This is a genomic window from Natrinema sp. LJW11, from assembly GCF_056135975.1.
The window spans coordinates 863,442-880,258 of sequence record NZ_JBWBDM010000001.1 but is presented as its reverse complement, the minus strand read 5'-3'; the positions used below and the strand labels follow the sequence as shown (position 1 = coordinate 880,258).

The 16,817-nt window shown below is 62.4% G+C and carries 15 protein-coding genes, 1 tRNA gene and 1 pseudogene; 10 read left to right on the top strand and 7 right to left on the bottom strand.

Going from position 1 to position 16,817, the window contains the following annotated elements; genetic code table 11:
• Window positions 1-20 precede the first annotated feature (20 nt).
• Complete coding sequence (locus AC0QDI_RS04255) at window positions 21-1,145, bottom strand: M24 family metallopeptidase (protein ID WP_474665526.1); 1,125 nt, start codon at window positions 1,143-1,145, stop codon at window positions 21-23.
• A gap of 207 nt (window positions 1,146-1,352) precedes the next feature.
• Here AC0QDI_RS04255 and AC0QDI_RS04250 point away from each other — a divergent pair, with 207 nt between their 5' ends.
• Window positions 1,353-2,231: a COX15/CtaA family protein gene (locus AC0QDI_RS04250; RefSeq protein WP_474665524.1), complete on the top strand. Its 879-nt coding sequence runs from the start codon at window positions 1,353-1,355 to the stop codon at window positions 2,229-2,231.
• Between the two features lie 27 nt (window positions 2,232-2,258).
• On the opposite strand, the gene AC0QDI_RS04245 is transcribed toward AC0QDI_RS04250, so the two are convergent.
• Complete coding sequence (locus AC0QDI_RS04245; RefSeq protein ID WP_474665522.1) at window positions 2,259-2,750, bottom strand: metal-dependent hydrolase; 492 nt, start codon at window positions 2,748-2,750, stop codon at window positions 2,259-2,261.
• Window positions 2,751-2,894: 144 nt separating this feature from the next.
• Between AC0QDI_RS04245 and AC0QDI_RS04240 the strand changes: the two genes are divergently transcribed.
• The gene (locus tag AC0QDI_RS04240) at window positions 2,895-3,527 is read left to right on the top strand and encodes a uracil-DNA glycosylase family protein (RefSeq protein WP_474665520.1); all 633 of its coding nucleotides are present in this window, start codon (window positions 2,895-2,897) and stop codon (window positions 3,525-3,527) included.
• A gap of 50 nt (window positions 3,528-3,577) precedes the next feature.
• Here the strand turns inward: AC0QDI_RS04240 and AC0QDI_RS04235 are convergent, their stop codons facing one another.
• On the bottom strand, window positions 3,578-3,883 hold the full coding sequence (locus AC0QDI_RS04235) for a cupin domain-containing protein (protein ID WP_474665519.1): 306 nt from the start codon (window positions 3,881-3,883) through the stop codon (window positions 3,578-3,580).
• 163 nt (window positions 3,884-4,046) lie between these two features.
• Here AC0QDI_RS04235 and AC0QDI_RS04230 point away from each other — a divergent pair, with 163 nt between their 5' ends.
• Both AC0QDI_RS04230 and AC0QDI_RS04225 read left to right on the top strand, forming a co-directional pair.
• Window positions 4,047-5,408: an NAD-dependent succinate-semialdehyde dehydrogenase gene (locus AC0QDI_RS04230; RefSeq protein WP_474665517.1), complete on the top strand. Its 1,362-nt coding sequence runs from the start codon at window positions 4,047-4,049 to the stop codon at window positions 5,406-5,408.
• A 193-nt stretch (window positions 5,409-5,601) separates the two neighbouring features.
• A complete protein-coding gene (locus AC0QDI_RS04225) occupies window positions 5,602-6,759 on the top strand; it encodes a multicopper oxidase domain-containing protein (protein ID WP_474665515.1) in 1,158 nt (385 codons plus the stop codon).
• A gap of 46 nt (window positions 6,760-6,805) precedes the next feature.
• Here the strand turns inward: AC0QDI_RS04225 and AC0QDI_RS04220 are convergent, their stop codons facing one another.
• From AC0QDI_RS04220 to AC0QDI_RS04210, 3 genes are all read right to left on the bottom strand, one after another.
• Window positions 6,806-7,069: a MarR family transcriptional regulator gene (locus AC0QDI_RS04220; RefSeq protein ID WP_474665513.1), complete on the bottom strand. Its 264-nt coding sequence runs from the start codon at window positions 7,067-7,069 to the stop codon at window positions 6,806-6,808.
• Window positions 7,070-8,041, bottom strand: a complete 972-nt coding sequence (locus tag AC0QDI_RS04215) for a transcription initiation factor IIB (RefSeq protein WP_474665511.1) — start codon at window positions 8,039-8,041, stop codon at window positions 7,070-7,072.
• 316 nt (window positions 8,042-8,357) lie between these two features.
• Window positions 8,358-8,651: a PadR family transcriptional regulator gene (locus AC0QDI_RS04210; RefSeq protein WP_474665509.1), complete on the bottom strand. Its 294-nt coding sequence runs from the start codon at window positions 8,649-8,651 to the stop codon at window positions 8,358-8,360.
• 1,182 nt (window positions 8,652-9,833) lie between these two features.
• Between AC0QDI_RS04210 and AC0QDI_RS04205 the strand changes: the two genes are divergently transcribed.
• A complete protein-coding gene (locus tag AC0QDI_RS04205) occupies window positions 9,834-10,244 on the top strand; it encodes a DUF5830 family protein (RefSeq protein WP_474665507.1) in 411 nt (136 codons plus the stop codon).
• A 77-nt stretch (window positions 10,245-10,321) separates the two neighbouring features.
• On the opposite strand, the gene AC0QDI_RS04200 is transcribed toward AC0QDI_RS04205, so the two are convergent.
• On the bottom strand, window positions 10,322-11,473 hold the full coding sequence (locus tag AC0QDI_RS04200) for a DUF7115 domain-containing protein (protein ID WP_474665505.1): 1,152 nt from the start codon (window positions 11,471-11,473) through the stop codon (window positions 10,322-10,324).
• A 102-nt stretch (window positions 11,474-11,575) separates the two neighbouring features.
• Between AC0QDI_RS04200 and AC0QDI_RS04195 the strand changes: the two genes are divergently transcribed.
• The 5 genes and pseudogenes from AC0QDI_RS04195 (at window position 11,576) to AC0QDI_RS04175 (ending at window position 16,253) form a co-directional block, all read left to right on the top strand.
• Window positions 11,576-11,726, top strand: a tRNA-Met gene (locus AC0QDI_RS04195).
• Between the two features lie 641 nt (window positions 11,727-12,367).
• A pseudogene (locus tag AC0QDI_RS04190) lies at window positions 12,368-13,307 on the top strand (IS630 family transposase).
• Window positions 13,308-13,386: 79 nt separating this feature from the next.
• A complete protein-coding gene (locus AC0QDI_RS04185) occupies window positions 13,387-14,109 on the top strand; it encodes a class I SAM-dependent methyltransferase (RefSeq protein WP_474665503.1) in 723 nt (240 codons plus the stop codon).
• Between the two features lie 568 nt (window positions 14,110-14,677).
• Window positions 14,678-14,971, top strand: coding sequence for a hypothetical protein (locus tag AC0QDI_RS04180; protein ID WP_474665501.1), 294 nt, complete (start codon window positions 14,678-14,680; stop codon window positions 14,969-14,971).
• Between the two features lie 274 nt (window positions 14,972-15,245).
• On the top strand, window positions 15,246-16,253 hold the full coding sequence (locus AC0QDI_RS04175) for a TIGR04024 family LLM class F420-dependent oxidoreductase (protein WP_474665499.1): 1,008 nt from the start codon (window positions 15,246-15,248) through the stop codon (window positions 16,251-16,253).
• Window positions 16,254-16,817: the final 564 nt, after the last annotated feature.

Genomic DNA, 16,817 nt, shown 5'->3' with positions numbered 1-16,817 from the left:
GGCGTCCCTCCCCTTGTCCGTTACTCCTCGAGTTCGAGCACGTCCGGTCGCTCGAGTTCGACGTCACGGTCGACCGCGGAGACGGTCGTCGTCGGCCAGCGATCCGTCGCCGTCAGCGCCTCGATTTCCTCGTCGGTGACCAGTGCGGTATCCTCGCTCTTCGCGCCCTGAACCGTCGGGTTCCACGCGTAGGCCATCGGCGCTTCGACCGGCGCGTCGTGGTCCGGCGCGGCGATCCACTCGCGACCGGCGAAGCCGGCGGCTCCGCCCTGATGGTGGCGTTCCCACTCGCCGTCGTAGCCGACCGCGTCGTAGGCCCCCTGAATGGCGGCGAAGACATCGCCGGCGGTCCCCCCGCTCTCGCTCGCGTTGCCGTCGCTCGTCGCCGCCGTCTGCGTCGCCGCCAGTGCCGTCGTTTCCACGCGAGCGGCGGCCTCGTGGCGCTCCTCGAGCCACGACGGGGGATCGAAGGCGACGGTCCGGGTGCAACTCGCGTGAAGGCCGGCGCGCTGGGCGGTCACGGAGACGAGCGCGTAGTCGCCGAGTTCGGCCCCGGTCGGCGTGTAGTGGCGGTATCGCTGTGCCCGTTCCGAGCCACCGACGAGGACGACCGGCGCTTCGATGTCTCGAGCTGAGAGAGCGATTCGCAACGCGGATGCGACCTCGTGTTCCGTGTCGCCGGACTGCAGTTCCCGACAGACCGACTCGACGGCGGACGCCGTCTGGCCGCCGAGGTCGCGATAGCGGTCGCGATCCCGCTCGGTCAGCGGTTGACGGAGCGACGTCGGATCGACGCGCTCGAACCCCGGCAGTTCGACGTCGATCGCGGCCCGCTCGTCGCTCCCGATGCGGTCGGTGATGGCTTCGGTCAGCGACGACGCGTACCAGGGGAACCGTTCGACCGAGACCTCGCTCGCCTCGAGATCCGGCAGTTCCTCGGCCGCGATGCGGTCGGCTTCGATGTTGTTCGTCACGATCACGAGTTCGTCACCGTCGTAGCCGGCGGCCGCGACGCCGGTATCGCCCTCGCGATCGATGACGCTGTTGCCGCCGGTGAGCCACGCAAACGAGTTCGGCCGGGCGAACCAGATCGAATCGAGCCCGTTTGACTCGAGGGAGGCCTCGAGTCGCTCGCGTTTGTCCATGTCGGGTGCTGGCGAGGACGGTTCTTGAATGCGGCGAACACCGTGCAGCCGATCGGCGTGAGCGTTCGAAGCGGAAGTGACCGTCGGTACAGCAGACCGTCTGAAAGCCCGTACAAACCCGATCGCACGCCGAGCAGCCGATTCTCGTCAAATCGGACGACTCGGTCAACATAAGTACGGGCCGTCCTAACCCTCGACAGAACGCCCGTGTCGTACGACAATCACGCGCCCGACTCGAGACTTCGGTCGTTGATCGATCGGTTCGGCTATCCGCACCTGCTGACCGCAACGCTCGCGCTGGTCGCGGCGACGATTCTGCTGGGCGTCGCGGCGAAGGCCACCGGTTCGGGGCTGGCCTGCGAGGCCAACTGGCCCCGGTGTGACGCCGGGCCGTACAACCTGCTGCCGGGGAGCATGCCGAGTTTCTACGAGTGGTTCCACCGATTCGTCTCGATGTTTGCCGGGTTCGCCATCGTCGGCTCCGCGCTCGCGGCGTGGCGTCTCCCCGACGTCGACCGGCGGGTCACCGGACTGGTCGTGGCCGGAATGGTCCTCACGCCGGTCCAGGTCGCGCTCGGCCGGCAGACGGTCAAGCAGTACACGATGGACATCCTCTCGCTGCACTTTTGGACGGCGGTCACTATCTTCACGCTGTTCCTGATCGCCACCGTCCTCGTGTGGACACCGCGGCTGACGGGCGCTCACGTTACCGCCGCACTCGCGCTCGGGATCGTCGCGATCCCGGCGCACCTCGTCCTCAGTCCCGTTATTGACGCCGGGATCGCGACGTACTCGCCGACGATGCAACTGACGATGTACGCCGTCAGTCTCACGCTGCTCGGCGCGGCCATCGTCGCCGCGATGGTCGGTCGCCGGCGCTTTACCGGACGGGCCGTGATTCCACTGCTCGCGGCACCCCCGCTCGCGGTCGTCGTTCTCTTCTTCGGTCGACAGGCGGCGAACCCTACCCTCGAGGTCCCGTACCTCGCCGCTACCGTCGCGCTCCTGGCGGCGTTCGTCGCCGGAGTCGTGCTCACCCGGCGGGGGTCTGCCTCGAGCGAGGCGTCAGATGCGCTCTCACCGTAGCAGTGGAGTCGCGTTGTGAGGGACGAATCAGCCGAAGACGACGACGATCCCGATTCCCGCGAGAACGGCGACGATGCCCAGTCCGAGCAGTCCGTAGTTGGCGATCGGGTTCGCAGCGGTCGTCACCGAGAGGGAGTACCGACGGCGCGAGAGGGGCCAGAGCGGACGGATTCCCATCGGCGTCAGCGCATCCGCGAGGAGGTGCGAGCCGATCGAGACGAACCCGACGAGGAACGCGAAGCTCACCACGCCGGCGTCGACGAACGCGGAAGAGGCGTCGACGAGGACGGCGGTCAGCGCCGCGAGCCCGGCCCCGACGAGTAGCGCGAAAAGGATCGTGTGGGTCGGCCCGCGGTGTTCGATCAGCGGCAGCCGGTGGTCGTAGTCCGGTACCGTCGATAGGGCGACGCAGACGAGACCGCCGACGATGGCGATCTCGCCGTATCCACCCAGGGCGACGGTGGTGCCAAGCGGCGCGTACGCCGCGAGCGCACCACCGTAGTGCCCCACCTGATACATGTACGACACGAGACACGCGAGCGGAGTATAAACCCACCGCCATTCGACCGACGCGACGAGTTCGACGGGGACTGAACCACGTCGGTTCCGGATCGACCCGCCGCGATCGCTGGGGTTTTGATCGCTGACGGCCTTCTCCCGGTCGTGCGAAACGTGACCGACAGGACGAGCAATCCGTTCGGACTCCGCCCGCCGTTCGACCGTTCCGACCCCGGTGATCGAACGGCCGTCTTCGGCTACGGAGACGCTAACGCTGATTTCCACGTGATCGGCGACTACCCCGGTATCCACGGCGGCGAGTCCACCGGCGTCCCGTTCACCGAGACCGAGGGCGGACTCGCGCTCCAGGACGCTCTTCGCGAGACGGGCTTCGCGAGCGGCCCACGGGACGAACCCGTCCTCGAGAACTGCTTTCTGAGCTACGTCCACATGTGCAGCCTGCCGGACGGGGAGGCACCGACCGCCGAAGCGTACGCCGACCTCGAGCGCTTCTTCGACGCCGAACTCCGCGCGATCAACGCCCACATCCTTCTGCCGGTCGGAGCCCGGGCAACAGACCGCGTCCTCCGGGAGTACACGACGCAGCGACGGCGATTCGACCTCGAGATGGGAGCGCTCCACGCCGCCGAGATCCGTGGCCGCGGCTTCATGGTCGTCCCGATAAAGGATCCCGCGGAGTGGGTCGAGGGTGATCGCGAGGCGATCGTCGCGCGACTCGAGGCGCTGCTCGCGAGCGATTATCGGCAGACCAAAGGGGTCGCGACGACGGTCGGGTGAGCGGTGGCATCGTCGCTCACTCGTTCGGCCAAGCGAGAACTGGGCGTTCGTTACGAGTCCGTTTTCGGCGCGAACACGAGCAGCGCCGTACTGTCATCGACCGCGTGCGGGGAGATCTCTTGATCGCCGTCGAACCGAACGATATCCCCCGACTCGAGGGCGTAGCTGTCGTCGCCGAGCGTGAGGTCGACGGCTCCCTCGAGGAGGTGGAGGACGACGTTCGACTCCGGATGGCGATGCGCGGGCACGCGATCGTCTGCCTCGAGGCGTAATCGCACCGTTCGCGGGTTCCGTTCGTCGAAAACCTCGGCGTGTGGCGTCTCCTCGAGCGCGTCTACCGATGTGACCGTTGCCATGAACGAATTGAGACGGTTCTTCCACTTGTACGTGCGGACGAACTCGTTCGGCGTGATCCATCCGACCCGGTGGTTCCGAGAGCGACCGGCGGACGACTCAGCCCGGACGTCTCAGCGGGAATGACGTAAACACTATTCGTCTTCGCCATACACACTCATATGTATGCAAGTGATCAATCCGGCCACCGGCGAGCGCGAGGAGACGGTCGAGGAACACACCGCATCCGACGTCCAGGATGCCCTCGAGCGGTCGACCGCGGCCTACGAGGAGTGGCGCGAGCGTCCGGTTCGGGAGCGCGAGGAACTGCTGGCGGCGGCGGGCGACGTCCTTCGCGAGAACGAGCGCGAGTACGCCGAGACGATGACCCGCGAGATGGGAAAACCGATCTCGCAGGCGCTCGCCGAGATCGAGAAGTGCGCGTGGGTCTGTGACCACTACGCCCAACACGGGAGCGCCTACCTCGAGGCGGACTCCCATCCGAGCCCGCCGGGATCGGACGTCAAAACCGTCTACGACCCGCTCGGCCCTATTCTAGCGGTGATGCCGTGGAACTTCCCGTTCTGGCAGGTCTTCCGATTCGCGGCGCCGCACCTCACCTCGGGAAACGTCGGGCTGCTCAAACACGCCTCGAACGTTCCCGGCTGCGCGCGGGCCATCGAGGACGTGTTCCGCAAGGCCGGGTATCCCGAGGACGTCTTCCAGTCGCTGCTGATTCCGTCCGATCTGGTCGACGACGTCATCGAGGACGAGCGCGTCGAGGCCGCGACCGTCACCGGCAGCGGTCCGGCGGGTCGCGCGGTCGCCTCGACGGCCGGCGATCAGCTCAAGAAGTCCGTCCTCGAACTGGGCGGGAGCGATCCGTTCGTCGTCCTCGACGATGCCGACCTCGAGGACGCGGCCGAGACGGGCGCGTGGGCGCGAAACCAGAACGGCGGGCAGTCCTGTATCGCGGGGAAGCGCTTTCTCGTCCACACCGACGTCTACGACGAGTTCCTCGAGAAATTCGTCGCCGAGGTCGAATCGCTCACCGTGGGGGACCCGATGGACGAGGACACGGACGTCGGTCCGCAGGCTCGCGAAGACCTGATGGAAGACCTCCACGAACAGGTCGAAGCGAGCGCCGAGGCCGGTGCTCGCGTGCTCACCGGCGGCGAGCCGATGGACCGCGACGGCGCGTTCTATCCGCCGACGGTGCTCGCAGACGTCCCTGAGGGATGTCCGGCCGACAGCGAGGAGACGTTCGGTCCCGTCGCCGCCGTCTACGAGATCGACGACGCGGACGGACTCCTCGCGAAGGCGAACGACACGGAGTTCGGCCTCGGCGCGAGTATCTGGACGACCGACCGCGCTCGCGGTCAACGCCTCGCCCGCGAAATCGACGCCGGCTGCGTCTACATCAATCAGCTCGTCAAATCCGATCCGCGCGTCCCGTTCGGCGGCGTCAAGGAGTCGGGCTACGGCCGCGAACTCGCTCGAGAGGGGATGCTCGAGTTCGTCAACCGGAAGACGGTCTGGACCGAATAATCGACCGCAAGCGGAGACCACGAGTCGCTGACAGTGGTGGCCTCGGTTCGGGGGAGTCCCCTACTGGACGACGATCTCGGCGGTTCGCCGTCGTTTCGTTTATAAAGAACCCGTGAACATGTTCTCGTGACTTCCCGATCCGTAAGAACCGGCTCGACCCGTTATACGCCGGTACTTCGTACGTGGAGTTGTTATGAGTGATCGTATTGGCGCGCCCGGACTGGGGATATCGCGACGGGAATTCGTTGCTGCGACCGGCGGCGTTGCGGCACTGACCGGCTTGGCCGGCTGTATGAGTCAGGGGGCCACGCAGGACTCGACTCCGTCGAATTCGTCCGAGAAATCCGCTGACGAGTCCGGCTCAGAGCTGCCGTGGACGAGTTCCCCGGAAGTCGTCCAGGTCGACGACCAGGATGGAAGCGTCACGCTGCAGTCGGTTGCATCCCGACACGCCGTTCATCCGATGGATTCGATGGGCGGCCCGGTGGAACTGCCGAAGGTCTGGGCGTTCAAAGCCGACGACGGGAAGCCGAGCGTTCCGGGCCCCATCCTCCGGACGACCGAGGGCAACGACATCGAGGTGACGTTGGACAATACGGACGCCGATATGCCGCACACGCTTCACTTCCACGGGTCGCAGAAAACCTGGAAGAACGACGGCGTCCCGACGACGACCGGTATCACGGTCAATCCCGGCGAAAAACACACCTACACGATTCCCGCGAACGTTCCGGGAACGCACCTCTACCACTGTCACTATCAGACCCACCGGCACATCGACATGGGGATGTACGGCATCTTCCGCGTCGATCCGAAGGGGTACGAACCCGCGGACAAGGAGTACTTCTTCACGCTGAAAGACTGGGACTCCCGCGTGAACCGGCAGATCGCGGGCGAAGACGTCGACTACAGCCCTCGCAACCGCAACCCCGACGTGTTCACGATCAACGGCAAGAGCCTCCCGCGGACGCTCCACCCCGAAGACGGCTCGCCGATCATCGTCGATCACGGCGACACCGTTCGCCTCCACATGGTCAACGCGGGCTACATGTCCCATCCGATGCACACGCACAACCACCGGTTCCGTCTCGTGGAGAAAGACGGCGGACAGATCCCCGAAGCGGCCCAGTACGAACAGGACGTCACTAACGTCGCCCCCGCGGAACGTCACACCGTCGAGTTCGAGGCCGACGCCGACCCCGGCATCTACCTCATGCACTGCCACAAGGTCAACCACGCGATGAACGGGGAGTCCTACCCCGGTGGCATGGTCAACGGCATCGTCTATCGCGACGCGATGGATACCGACGTCTTCGCGAACCTCATGGAGTACGCCGGATACGAGGGATAAACGACTCGAGAACGAATACGACCGCCGTGCAACTGAGTAACTGATTCTACGTTCGACCTTCCGTCTCCGTCGGCGTCTCCGAGTCGACGGGTAGCGGGTTCGCGTCGGTGAGTCGGCGGCGACCCGACGGGGTGATCGCGTACCGCCGGCAGCCGATCGGCCGAACCGCCCCGTCCCCGTGGAGGCGATCGCAGGCGTGCTCGACCGCGACCGGGTGTTCGTCTATCGTCGCGGCGAGGTCGACGACGTAGCTCGGCTCCCCGTCGGCGAGCGCGTCGAGAATCTCGCGCTCGAGTCGGTGTCCGAACATCTATCGATCACGGGCCTCCCCGTACGCGTCCAGCAGTTCCCGATAGCGGTTTCGGACCGTGACCTTGCTCACGCCGGTTTCGGCGCCGACGGTCTCCTGGGTGATCCGTTCGTTCGTCAGCCGCGCCGCACCGTAGATCGCCGCGGCAGCCAGCCCGGCCGGACTTCGACCGCTGTGGAGGTCCCGCTCCGTGGCCGCCTCGAGGATCTCGCGGGCGACCCGTTCGGCGTCGTCGCTGATCTCGAGTTCGGACGCGTACTGCGGGAGGTAGTGGATCGGATCGGCGGGTTCGATCTGCAGATCGAGTTCGTCCGAGAGATAGCGATACGCTCGCTGGACGGGGAGCTTTTCGACGCGACTCACCGAGGCGAACGCGACCAGCGTCCGCGGCGTGCCGTGTCGCCGAGCGGCGGCGTACAGACACGCGGTCGACATCGCCTCGATCGATCGCCCCGGAAGCAGTCCGTCCTTGACGGCGCGGCGATAGAGGACGCCGGCCGTTTCGCGACAGGGCTTCGGTAACCCGAGCGCCGACGCCATGCGCTCGATCTCGCCGAACGCGTGTTTGAGGTTGCGTTCCGCGGCGTTTTTCGATGTGAAGCGTTCGTTCCACGTCCGCAGCCGCCGGAGCTGTTCGCGCTTTCGCCCCGAGAGCTGGTTGCCGTAGGCGTCCCGATCCTCCCAGCCGATGGTCGTACTCAGGCCCTTGTCGTGTCGAAGCGCCGTCACCGGCGCGCCGACCCGTCGCCGGTCCCCCTCGTCGTCGAACGCCCGCCACTCGGGGCCGTAATCGATCTCGTCCGTCTCGATAACCAGGCCACACTCCGAACACGCTCGCTCGCCGCGTTCCTCGTCGCGGTGGATCGAGCCTGCGCATTCCGGACACTCGGATTCCCGACGCTCAGGAGCGGTCTCGCGCTCACCGTTCCGGGTCGATCCCCCGTCAGCCGTACCGACGATCGTCTGACTCATTGGTCTGTGTCCGCCGGAGTACATCCGGCCGTGTGATTGCCTCTCTTGGATTGCGGTGGAGCAACGGTATCAACGACCGGCGGATTCCCAGGCCGTGGGAACGGTCGGAGTCACTCTTCTCTCCGAGTCGTGTCCGCTGGATTCGAGAGCGCCGTTCAGAGAAGGGGCTGAAAGGAGTACGAACGTGACGGTGACTATTCACCTGCGGACGACGAGTCGGCCAGAACGGGAATCTGGGACGTTCCGTCCCGTTAGCGGCGGGTCGCTCACCGCTTTCGGACAGTCGAGGATTCGACTGGTACCGGTATCGTCTCCATCACTCCGATTCGGAGAGCAACTCGCCGACGTACTGATCTTCCCACTCTCGGCGAGCCTCGAGTTCGCGCCGACCGCGAGCCGTGATCGTGTAGTAATTCGTTCGCTGGTCGAGTTCGCCTTTCTCGACGAGACCTTTGTCGACGACTTCGTCGAGGTTCGGATAGAGCCGTCCGTGGTGGATCTCCGTCTCGTAGTAGTCCTCGAGTTCGTCCTTGATCGCGAGGCCGTGCGGGTCGTCTTGGCCAGCGATCGTATACAGCAGGTCGCGCTGGAAGCCGGTCAAATCGTACATATCGGAATTTCCGTGTGTCGTCAGATAAGGTTTCCGAGAACAAACGAGTGGAGAGAGCGTCGGGAACACGCGCTCGGTCACTCGCTCACGCAGCCACGGACGTCCTCCGTTCCGTCGGATGGATCGCGTTTCCGGAACCGAGTTCTCGACTACCGTCTGTAACTCTTCCCCGTTCGGTGACGACTGTTGTCAGCGGAGCTTCGACCAGCCGCGATGAACGCACCGAGTTGATCACGCCCGGGACCGCGTCCGAATTGCTATTGGAGCCACCGAACGTCACTGCACACCTGAGCGCACGGTCGCTGTGCGATCAGGGTGTAAATCGTTTCAGTCGGTACTAGACTGTGGCACGACCGCAGACTCGAGATCTCCAGGGCGTGAACCGAAGATCGCCGATGAGGAGGCGGCCGGTTTCGATCGTCGATACCGCACGAAACGAATCGATTTCTCGAGAGGACTGACAAGCCGTACGGGGTCCCATTCGGAGTATCGGTGGCGGGTCGGGTATCGCGACGACCGCATTCTTCACCACGTGAGGCTCCGCAGCGCGAGCACGTCCATCTCGAGTGCCGTGAGGAAAGCAGCTCAAGACAGCCGAAAACAGCTGATTGACTCCTAACGGCCGTTCCCGAATTCCACTTTCACTCCGGTTGGCTCACGTATATACGGGGACCGCTACAATACAGGGCCTGAAGAGCATGGGTTCGGGGTCGGGCGCACGCGCTCACGAGTCGACTGCCAGCACACGCGTCCGATTCCAGACGAATCCAGTTGAACGACGCCGTGCCGCCTGCCTAAATAGCAACTCAATGAGTCAAGACCGCTCCGCCTCCGGTTCGTACTCCGGTATTGCGATGACCGTTCTCTGTGATCGCTGTTGGGTACGGGCGAAGGCCGTACTCGCGATAATTGGAGCCGATCCGACTGTTCAACCGACGACTCCATCGCATCCGAATAACGTGACGGAATCTCTATGATAAAATTAAAACACATTTTCAATCGAAACCGGGAACAAACCCTGTTCGAATGCCGGCGCTGTGGCAAAAATGTGAGCGCGGATGCCGAAGTCTGTCCCGAATGCGATTCGGACGATATTATCCGCTACGAGCTATAGCTATTGCAGATCGAACCTCGATTTGAGAGGAACAACGTTTATTCGCCCCGAGCCGACACCACAGATAGATGGATCGCGACGGGGACCGAACCGTACGAGACGGCGAATCCGGTGTCGAGGCGGACGATCACCGCGTCGAACTCGGACTGGCGTTGCTCGCCCGACTCGAACACGAATCGCTTCCGCTGGCCGCAGTGATCGACCGCCTCGAGACGGTCACGAGCGATCCGACGGTAACCCGAACGATACTCGATCGAGCCGAGCTTCGCGGCCTCATCGAACGCGAAGACGGGATCGTCCGCCCGAAGAGCCGGCAGTACGTGCGCTTCGAACGGGACGTCGTCACGAGAGAGGGTGAGTTCGCCTGCCGACGCTGCGGCTCGGGTCTGTCGACCGGCCACTTCATCGACCTCGAGGCGGGCGAACTCGGTCCCTTCGGCTCTTCGTGTATCCGAAAAGTGACCGGACGCGAGGACTAACCGGGCATCATCGGCCACTGCGTCCGGATCACTTCACAGTTCCCGGACCTCGCGTTCAGTGGAGCGCGGAAGCGACGCTACCTGCCCTGCCGGAGTTCAGCGATCAACTGCTCGATCGTCTCTCCCTGCTGCTCGATGACCTCGCTCTGGCGCTCGACCGCCACCTCGAGTGCGTCGAGGCGCTCGAGGAGTTCGGGGTCGGCTCCGGTCGTGGCTCCGGGGGTGTCGACGTCGACATGATCCGTGGAATCGGCGGCACCGGCCGACGCATTGGTGTCGTCGCTCGCTTCGAAGAGGGAGCCGGTCTCAGCGGTCCCCACTTCATCACGGTCGCGATCCGCGGCTGCCGACGCCTGTGACGACGCGGACTGTCCGACGTCGTTGTCGTTGGACTGCCGTTCCGACTCGGTTGTCGCCACGCCGTCCGTTTCGCCGCTGGCCAACGGGTCCGTGCTCTCCGACCCAGCGGCATCGCGTGCGGCCTCGACGGTCGCGTCGTGATCGTCCGGTTCGGGCGGATCGGCGTCGAGGGGGTCGACGCCACCGCCGAAGTCGACCGATCCTCCGCGATTGGTCTCGTCCTCGTCGTCCCCGCCGACCGCCTCGTTGAGTTCCTCGAGCGAACCGACGTCGTGGTAGTCGAACAGGGCCCGTTGCAGCCGTTCCCGGAGATCGTTCGCTTGCTCGTTAGGGGCTTTGATCCGCTGGGGTCGCCCGTCGACGGTGAGGACGATCTGGGTGGCGACGCTGCCGTCTTCGAATGCCAGTTGCGTCACGTCCTCGAAGTGGTACTCTTCGAAGTCTCCGTCCCAGACCGGCCCGCCGATGTGTTTGACGAGTCGGTCGCTCGTGATGATCAGGGTCAGTTCACTGAACCGATAGGTCTTGACGACCGTTTCGCCCGGATCGGTGATCCCGTTTCCGTTTAGCACGCCGGCGAGGACGGGATGCAACACGTCGTCGGTGGCGCTCGAGGGAATCGAAAACGTCCGTTCCCCGTCGAGGGCGTACTCGAGCGTGAACTTCGTCTTGCGACGACCTTCGGAGAGCGTCAGTCTGTCGGCGTCGTGGGGGTATTCGTCGGCCGATTCGTCGCTCAGAAGGCCGTCTGCACGGTAGACGATGGTCCGTGTGGGCGTGATGAAGAGCTCGTCGTCGCTGCCGAGAGAGACGCGCGCTGCGATCTCTTCGCCATCGAGAGTAGAGTTGACGATGCCGGGAACGCTCATGCACTGGCGTTCGTAACACCGTATGATAAATCCGTGGGTCGACGTTGCACGGCGGCTGCGAATACAAAGCTTAAAGAAATGCACCCCACTACTCGTAATCGAGCCCGGGTGGCTTAGCTGGACATAGCGCCGCACTCATAGGGTTCAGAGATTCGGTGCGGTTTCGCCTTGGAAGCCTCCGTGTCCCTCGAGGACTGCCGAGCCTCGAACCTGGGACATGCGGAGATCGAGGGTTCGGAGCCCTCCCCGGGCATGCTTCTCGATACAATCACGAGTCGAAGACGAGTGATAACTCTGAGAAGCATGCCCGGTTCGCTTCGAGCCCGGTGGTCTTCACCGAGCGAAGCGAGGTGAAGGCAGGAAAGACTCACCCCGTTCGTCTTTCCGTGGTTCGGAGCCCTCCCCGGGCACTCATCAAATTCTTCACATGCCCGCGTAAGAACCTCCTCTCGAGGGCGTGGGCAACTCGGCTCCGACAGTGCTGATACTGTAGTCGATGGACCATATCCCGCGATAGCGAATCGAAACGCGTCGATGCTCATTCTGAACCATCGATGCACCTGCATGGCCCGTTCGATCGTCCCAATATTCGGCGGGCGATGAGTTACGCAGAGACACTCGAAGTGATATTCGACTACGTCGACGAGCAACATCCGACAACAACTGCACTCATCGGCTGGCATCGCAGGAGCGTCGCCCGTGTCTCGAGACGCAATTCAATAATACGCCGCCTGCGGGAACCTACGGGACGACAGTTGACGCACGAGCGATCGAGCCGAGTTCCGAGCGACCGGCTTTGCAAGGTTCGACTGGGCGTGCCTGTTCTCCGATGTAGACTTCCTGGACTGCCAAGTAACCGTTAGAACTTTCCACTCAGATAGGGCCGTGGATGTAGTGGATAATCTCGACGAAATCCCTGTCGAGGAACTACGAGATCCACTCGACAATGTGGAAGGAAAAAAGCCGACACAACGGCGATTAGCAGCAATAGCATACAAAAACGGCCTCACACAGACTGAACTAGCCGAGTGGTACGTCGTTCAGCGACGAACAATCTATAGCTGGCTCACGCGACACGACACTGACGAGTCGCTTGTACATGCCGTTACTGATACTAACCGATCTGGGAGAACGCGAAATTTTCAGAAAATATCAAAAAGAGTTCGAGAAAACAGTTCACGAGTCTCCCGATGAAGTTGGCTTTGACGCGCCGGCGTGGACGCCGTCGCTCGTCCAGCAGTATCTTGACGAGACGTATGGTGTCGAGTACTCAATCCCGAGTTGCCGGTGGTTGCTCAAAGAAGCGGGATTGACCTGCCAAAAACCACGCCGTACAGCCGCCGAATCTGAAGCTGAGGAACAAGAAACGTTCCGCGAGGAACTGGAAAAAAAGCGGCAGGAAATGGATCCCACAGTAGTCTGTATCGATCAAACCAAGAAATTTGTCCGGACAACGCGACTGAACGTGTCTCTTAGGATCGATTACCAAAGATAGCGAGTACTTCTTCTCACAATTCTCCGAGTATGTCACCGCGGGTCACGTGAAACATTTCATTCCTATATTTTCTGAATAATATGAAGAGGATCTACTCGTCGTGCTCGATGAAGTGTCATATTTTAGGTATCGGCCGTCATTGGCCTCGCGGCCCGTGACGACCTCGCCCTCGTCACGTTACCAGCATATTCACCGAAACGTAATCCGGTCGAAGAGTGCTGGAGACGGCTTTAATCAACACGTCCCAACCGATTCTACGACTCGCTTTCTGGGCTGACAACAGCGATCGATACCGCTCTTGATCGACTGTCTGCTCCCAAAATGAGAAGTTATTTCTAACGCCTACTATCGCGTCTCTCCTATCACAAGGGGCTCGACCGATGGGAATACATATTCCGTCGTCGGTCGATCGGAGCATATGAAAGCCGTTGTTCGGACAAACTTCGACGACAGCGTCTCCGCCTACGACGCCTACGAGCAGCGAACCGGCCGGTTCACCGCACTCGCCAAGCTGCTGGCCGCCGAATTGCTGGCTCGAGCGGACGGCCCCGTCAACACTGTCTTAGACGCCGGTGCCGGCACTGGCGTGAGCACGCACGTTTTCGCCGAGCGGGTACAGCGAACGGTCGCGCTGGACATCAGCCGCGAGATGCTACGCGAACTCGAGGCTGCGCCGCGGATTGAGGCGGATTTCGATCACCTGCCGTTCGTCGACAACTCGTTCGACGGCGTCGCGTTTACCGCGTCGCTCTTTCTCGTCCCCGACCCCGCAGTCGCGGCGCGGGAGGCTGCACGCGTCCTGCGTCCGGACGGGGTCGTCGGTGCCGTTGCGCCGCTTGGTTGGGTCGATTCCGACGGAACAGACGTCTTCGCGGACCTCGATCGGGAATCGCGGTCGCCAACGGGCGCCGATGCGGTCGAGGCGGCGCTCGCCGACGAGTTTACCGTCACCACGGGTACTTGGTGCTTTGCGACGACGGCTGAGGACGTTCGGCGTTTCCACGCCATTCCGACGATGGCGGCGCGTCTCTATCCGAAACTCGCCGTCGACGAGCGCGTTACGAAGGCGCGTGCGTTGCTCGCAGATATCGAGGGTACCGTCGAACAGCGGTGGCGATGGATCATCGGCATTGTGGAGTAGGTCATCTCCGATAACTCACACTAGATCTATTTTTGCACTAGCTCTGATGGCGACCTGCCCTATTCACTCGAGAACTCTTGAAGAGCACTCGCCGCGTGATCTCCGACAGTGTCGTTGAGACCGTTCATTCGAGGGTCGCGGAGTGTCTCAACTGAAGCCGGGACATCGGCGTTCGCACCGAGCGTACAGACGTTTGCCCGCACCTCGGGACTGGGACCGTCAACTACTGCTTCAAGCTGCGAGTGTTGGTTCTGGACACCCTCCTACTTCGCTTTTCCAGCACGAAGGAGTGCGATCGAGGTGTTGGCTCGGGCTTGACTGTTCGGGTGGTTCAGTCGTTACCCGACAGAATCCGCCCGACCCGAGACAGACGGTCCCTCGTTGTCCGAGATCGAATCACGTCCCGACGTGAAGCCAATACCCAGATTGCCAAACCCGATTTCGGACCCATCCAAGTCGATACCCATTGATATCGGATGGGGCTCAACGCTGGCCTCTGGACGGCGTTTTCTCGAGGCTTCAAAGCGTATTGGAGCTATTGTTTTGTAGATAACTCTGGAATACAGGTGTGCGGCAGGTAGTCATCCCCCAGATGACCCTGTCGCTACTACTTCCTCTCGACGAACCACGGACTGCCACTGGCGGTGATGGGCTATATGCAAAGCCGCAACCAATGCCGGTGGTGCCTCTCATTGACCAGCAGGGAGACCTCCCGATTGCCGTTTCACTGACCAAATTCTCCGTCCATTACAAGCAGACCGATCCCGAACTCGCCGCACTGGCGTGGCAATTCGCAGCGAACCGTCTCGGCGATCACGACGTCGAGCCTGCCGAGGCTGTAGACACGCTCGAGAGCAGATAACTATCACTCGCGTTTGAGCGCCCTGAAATTGAGAATATATGGTCATAGATATAGTTTAGTGAATGATCAGAATCAATGAAGAACAGGACGTCAGAGACGTGCGTTTCCGGACAAAAATCGCTTTGAAAACCGTACGCCTCACTTCTTCAACTATATCTGAACACTGCCACATCAACGCTGGCTGCCGAGAATGATTGACTTTATGTGAACATGTAACGCGGTAACGGGTGATGGCGGACAATCAATCGACGCTACCGACGCGGAGAAGAGACTCATGAACGCGAAACTGGATCTACTGGTACGACTTTACGACTACGAACGTCCGCAGGACATCGCCGAGCGCGCTGTCCAAGCTGAGGAGTTAGGATTCGACCGAATTTCGGTCGGCGAGACGACCGGCTGGAACATCGTGCCGCCGCTGACGCTAGCCGCTGACCGGACCGACAAACTGGGGATCTCGAACGACGTCATCTCGCCGTACGGACGTTCGCCTGCGATGCTCGCACAGACGGCGCTAACGTTGCACGACGCTTCTGACGGACGGTTCCGCTTCGGCCTCGGCCCGAGTTCGCCTGCGATTACCGAACGCTGGCACGGCCTCGAGTTCGACCGGCCGCTCCGGCGGACCCGCGAGGCTATCGAGGTCATTCGCTCGGTTTACGAGGACGGCAATCCCGCTTACGAGGGCGAGATTTTCGACATCGAAGGGCTCAATTACGATCGCCAGACTCCCGAGAGTCCACCGCCAATTGACCTCGCTACGCTCGGTCCCAAAGCGACCGAGATGGCCGGCCGCTTCGGCGACGGCTGGGCGCCACAGATGTTCACGAAAGACGGCCTCCGAGAGCGCCTCCAGGACTTAGAGCGCGGCGCGGAACTGGCTGACAAGAGCCTCGACGATTTGCGCGTCGCCCCGATCGTCCGCGCTATCGCCAGCGAGGACCGCGAGACCGCGCGATCGAAGGCACGGTCAAACATCGCATTCATGCTAGGTGCCTACGGACCCTATTACGGCAATTCGGTCGCCGAACAGGGCTATCCCGAGATTGTCGAGGAAGTCCGAGAGGCGTGGCAGGATCGCGATACCGACGCGATGGCCGCCGCCCTCCCCGACGAACTACTGGACGAACTCGCGGCCGCAGGGACGCCCGAGGAGGTACGGATGTGGATCAAGGAGTACGCAAGCATTGAGGGCGTCGACGCTGTTCGCCTCGGCTTTGTTAACGAGATGACTGAGACCCAGAAGGCGACGACAATGGAAGCGGTCGCTGACCTCGTCTAACGTAGTTGCGTCTTGGATCACACGAATCAAAACGGCAATAGCAACACCCGACGGCCTTCTCTCGCAGATTACGCAAGGCCTTCGATTGGACGAACAGGTCTATTAAATACTGCGCTGCGCCTGCTGTAGATGACCTGACCCATTAACTCCCGGCAATTACACCGAATTCGGCGGTTGTATCGCAGCGATCGTTGAGGCGTCGATGATGTTGCTAGCGAATCGGTAACGGTGGTGGTATCGGCATCCGTCTAATCCCGTGGCGAAAGTGTGATCAGGTCAGTAGCCCAATCCGGCCACCTGAGCGCGGTTCTGATATCGTCGTAAGTACGGAAAAGCAGCGTCGTCCAGACGCTATAGTGGAGACCGGAGGCGCTACCGAAGAGGACGATGCACGCGACGAGAACGACGAACAGCGGGCGATTGCGGTCAAGAGGCGTGTGACTGCCGTTCTGCCTCCCACGATCGTGATGACACGCTTCTCGTCGACTCGCTTCGCGAGGACGCCGCTCGGATACTGGCTCGCCCTATCGGCGATCCACATTCGTCGGTCGAATGGAGGTCGAC

Excerpts from the sequence above, each read along its gene's own strand:
- AC0QDI_RS04255 (WP_474665526.1), bottom strand. The coding sequence starts at position 1,145 with ATGGACAAACGCGAGCGACTCGAGGCCTCCCTCGAGTCAAACGGGCTC.
- AC0QDI_RS04245 (WP_474665522.1), bottom strand. The coding sequence starts at position 2,750 with ATGTATCAGGTGGGGCACTACGGTGGTGCGCTCGCGGCGTACGCGCCG.
- AC0QDI_RS04235 (WP_474665519.1), bottom strand. The coding sequence starts at position 3,883 with ATGGCAACGGTCACATCGGTAGACGCGCTCGAGGAGACGCCACACGCC.
- AC0QDI_RS04230 (WP_474665517.1), top strand. The coding sequence starts at position 4,047 with ATGCAAGTGATCAATCCGGCCACCGGCGAGCGCGAGGAGACGGTCGAG.
- AC0QDI_RS04225 (WP_474665515.1), top strand. The coding sequence starts at position 5,602 with ATGAGTGATCGTATTGGCGCGCCCGGACTGGGGATATCGCGACGGGAA.
- AC0QDI_RS04220 (WP_474665513.1), bottom strand. The coding sequence starts at position 7,069 with ATGTTCGGACACCGACTCGAGCGCGAGATTCTCGACGCGCTCGCCGAC.
- AC0QDI_RS04215 (WP_474665511.1), bottom strand. The coding sequence starts at position 8,041 with ATGAGTCAGACGATCGTCGGTACGGCTGACGGGGGATCGACCCGGAAC.
- AC0QDI_RS04210 (WP_474665509.1), bottom strand. The coding sequence starts at position 8,651 with ATGTACGATTTGACCGGCTTCCAGCGCGACCTGCTGTATACGATCGCT.
- AC0QDI_RS04205 (WP_474665507.1), top strand. The coding sequence starts at position 9,834 with ATGGATCGCGACGGGGACCGAACCGTACGAGACGGCGAATCCGGTGTC.
- AC0QDI_RS04200 (WP_474665505.1), bottom strand. The coding sequence starts at position 11,473 with ATGAGCGTTCCCGGCATCGTCAACTCTACTCTCGATGGCGAAGAGATC.
- AC0QDI_RS04185 (WP_474665503.1), top strand. The coding sequence starts at position 13,387 with ATGAAAGCCGTTGTTCGGACAAACTTCGACGACAGCGTCTCCGCCTAC.
- AC0QDI_RS04175 (WP_474665499.1), top strand. The coding sequence starts at position 15,246 with ATGAACGCGAAACTGGATCTACTGGTACGACTTTACGACTACGAACGT.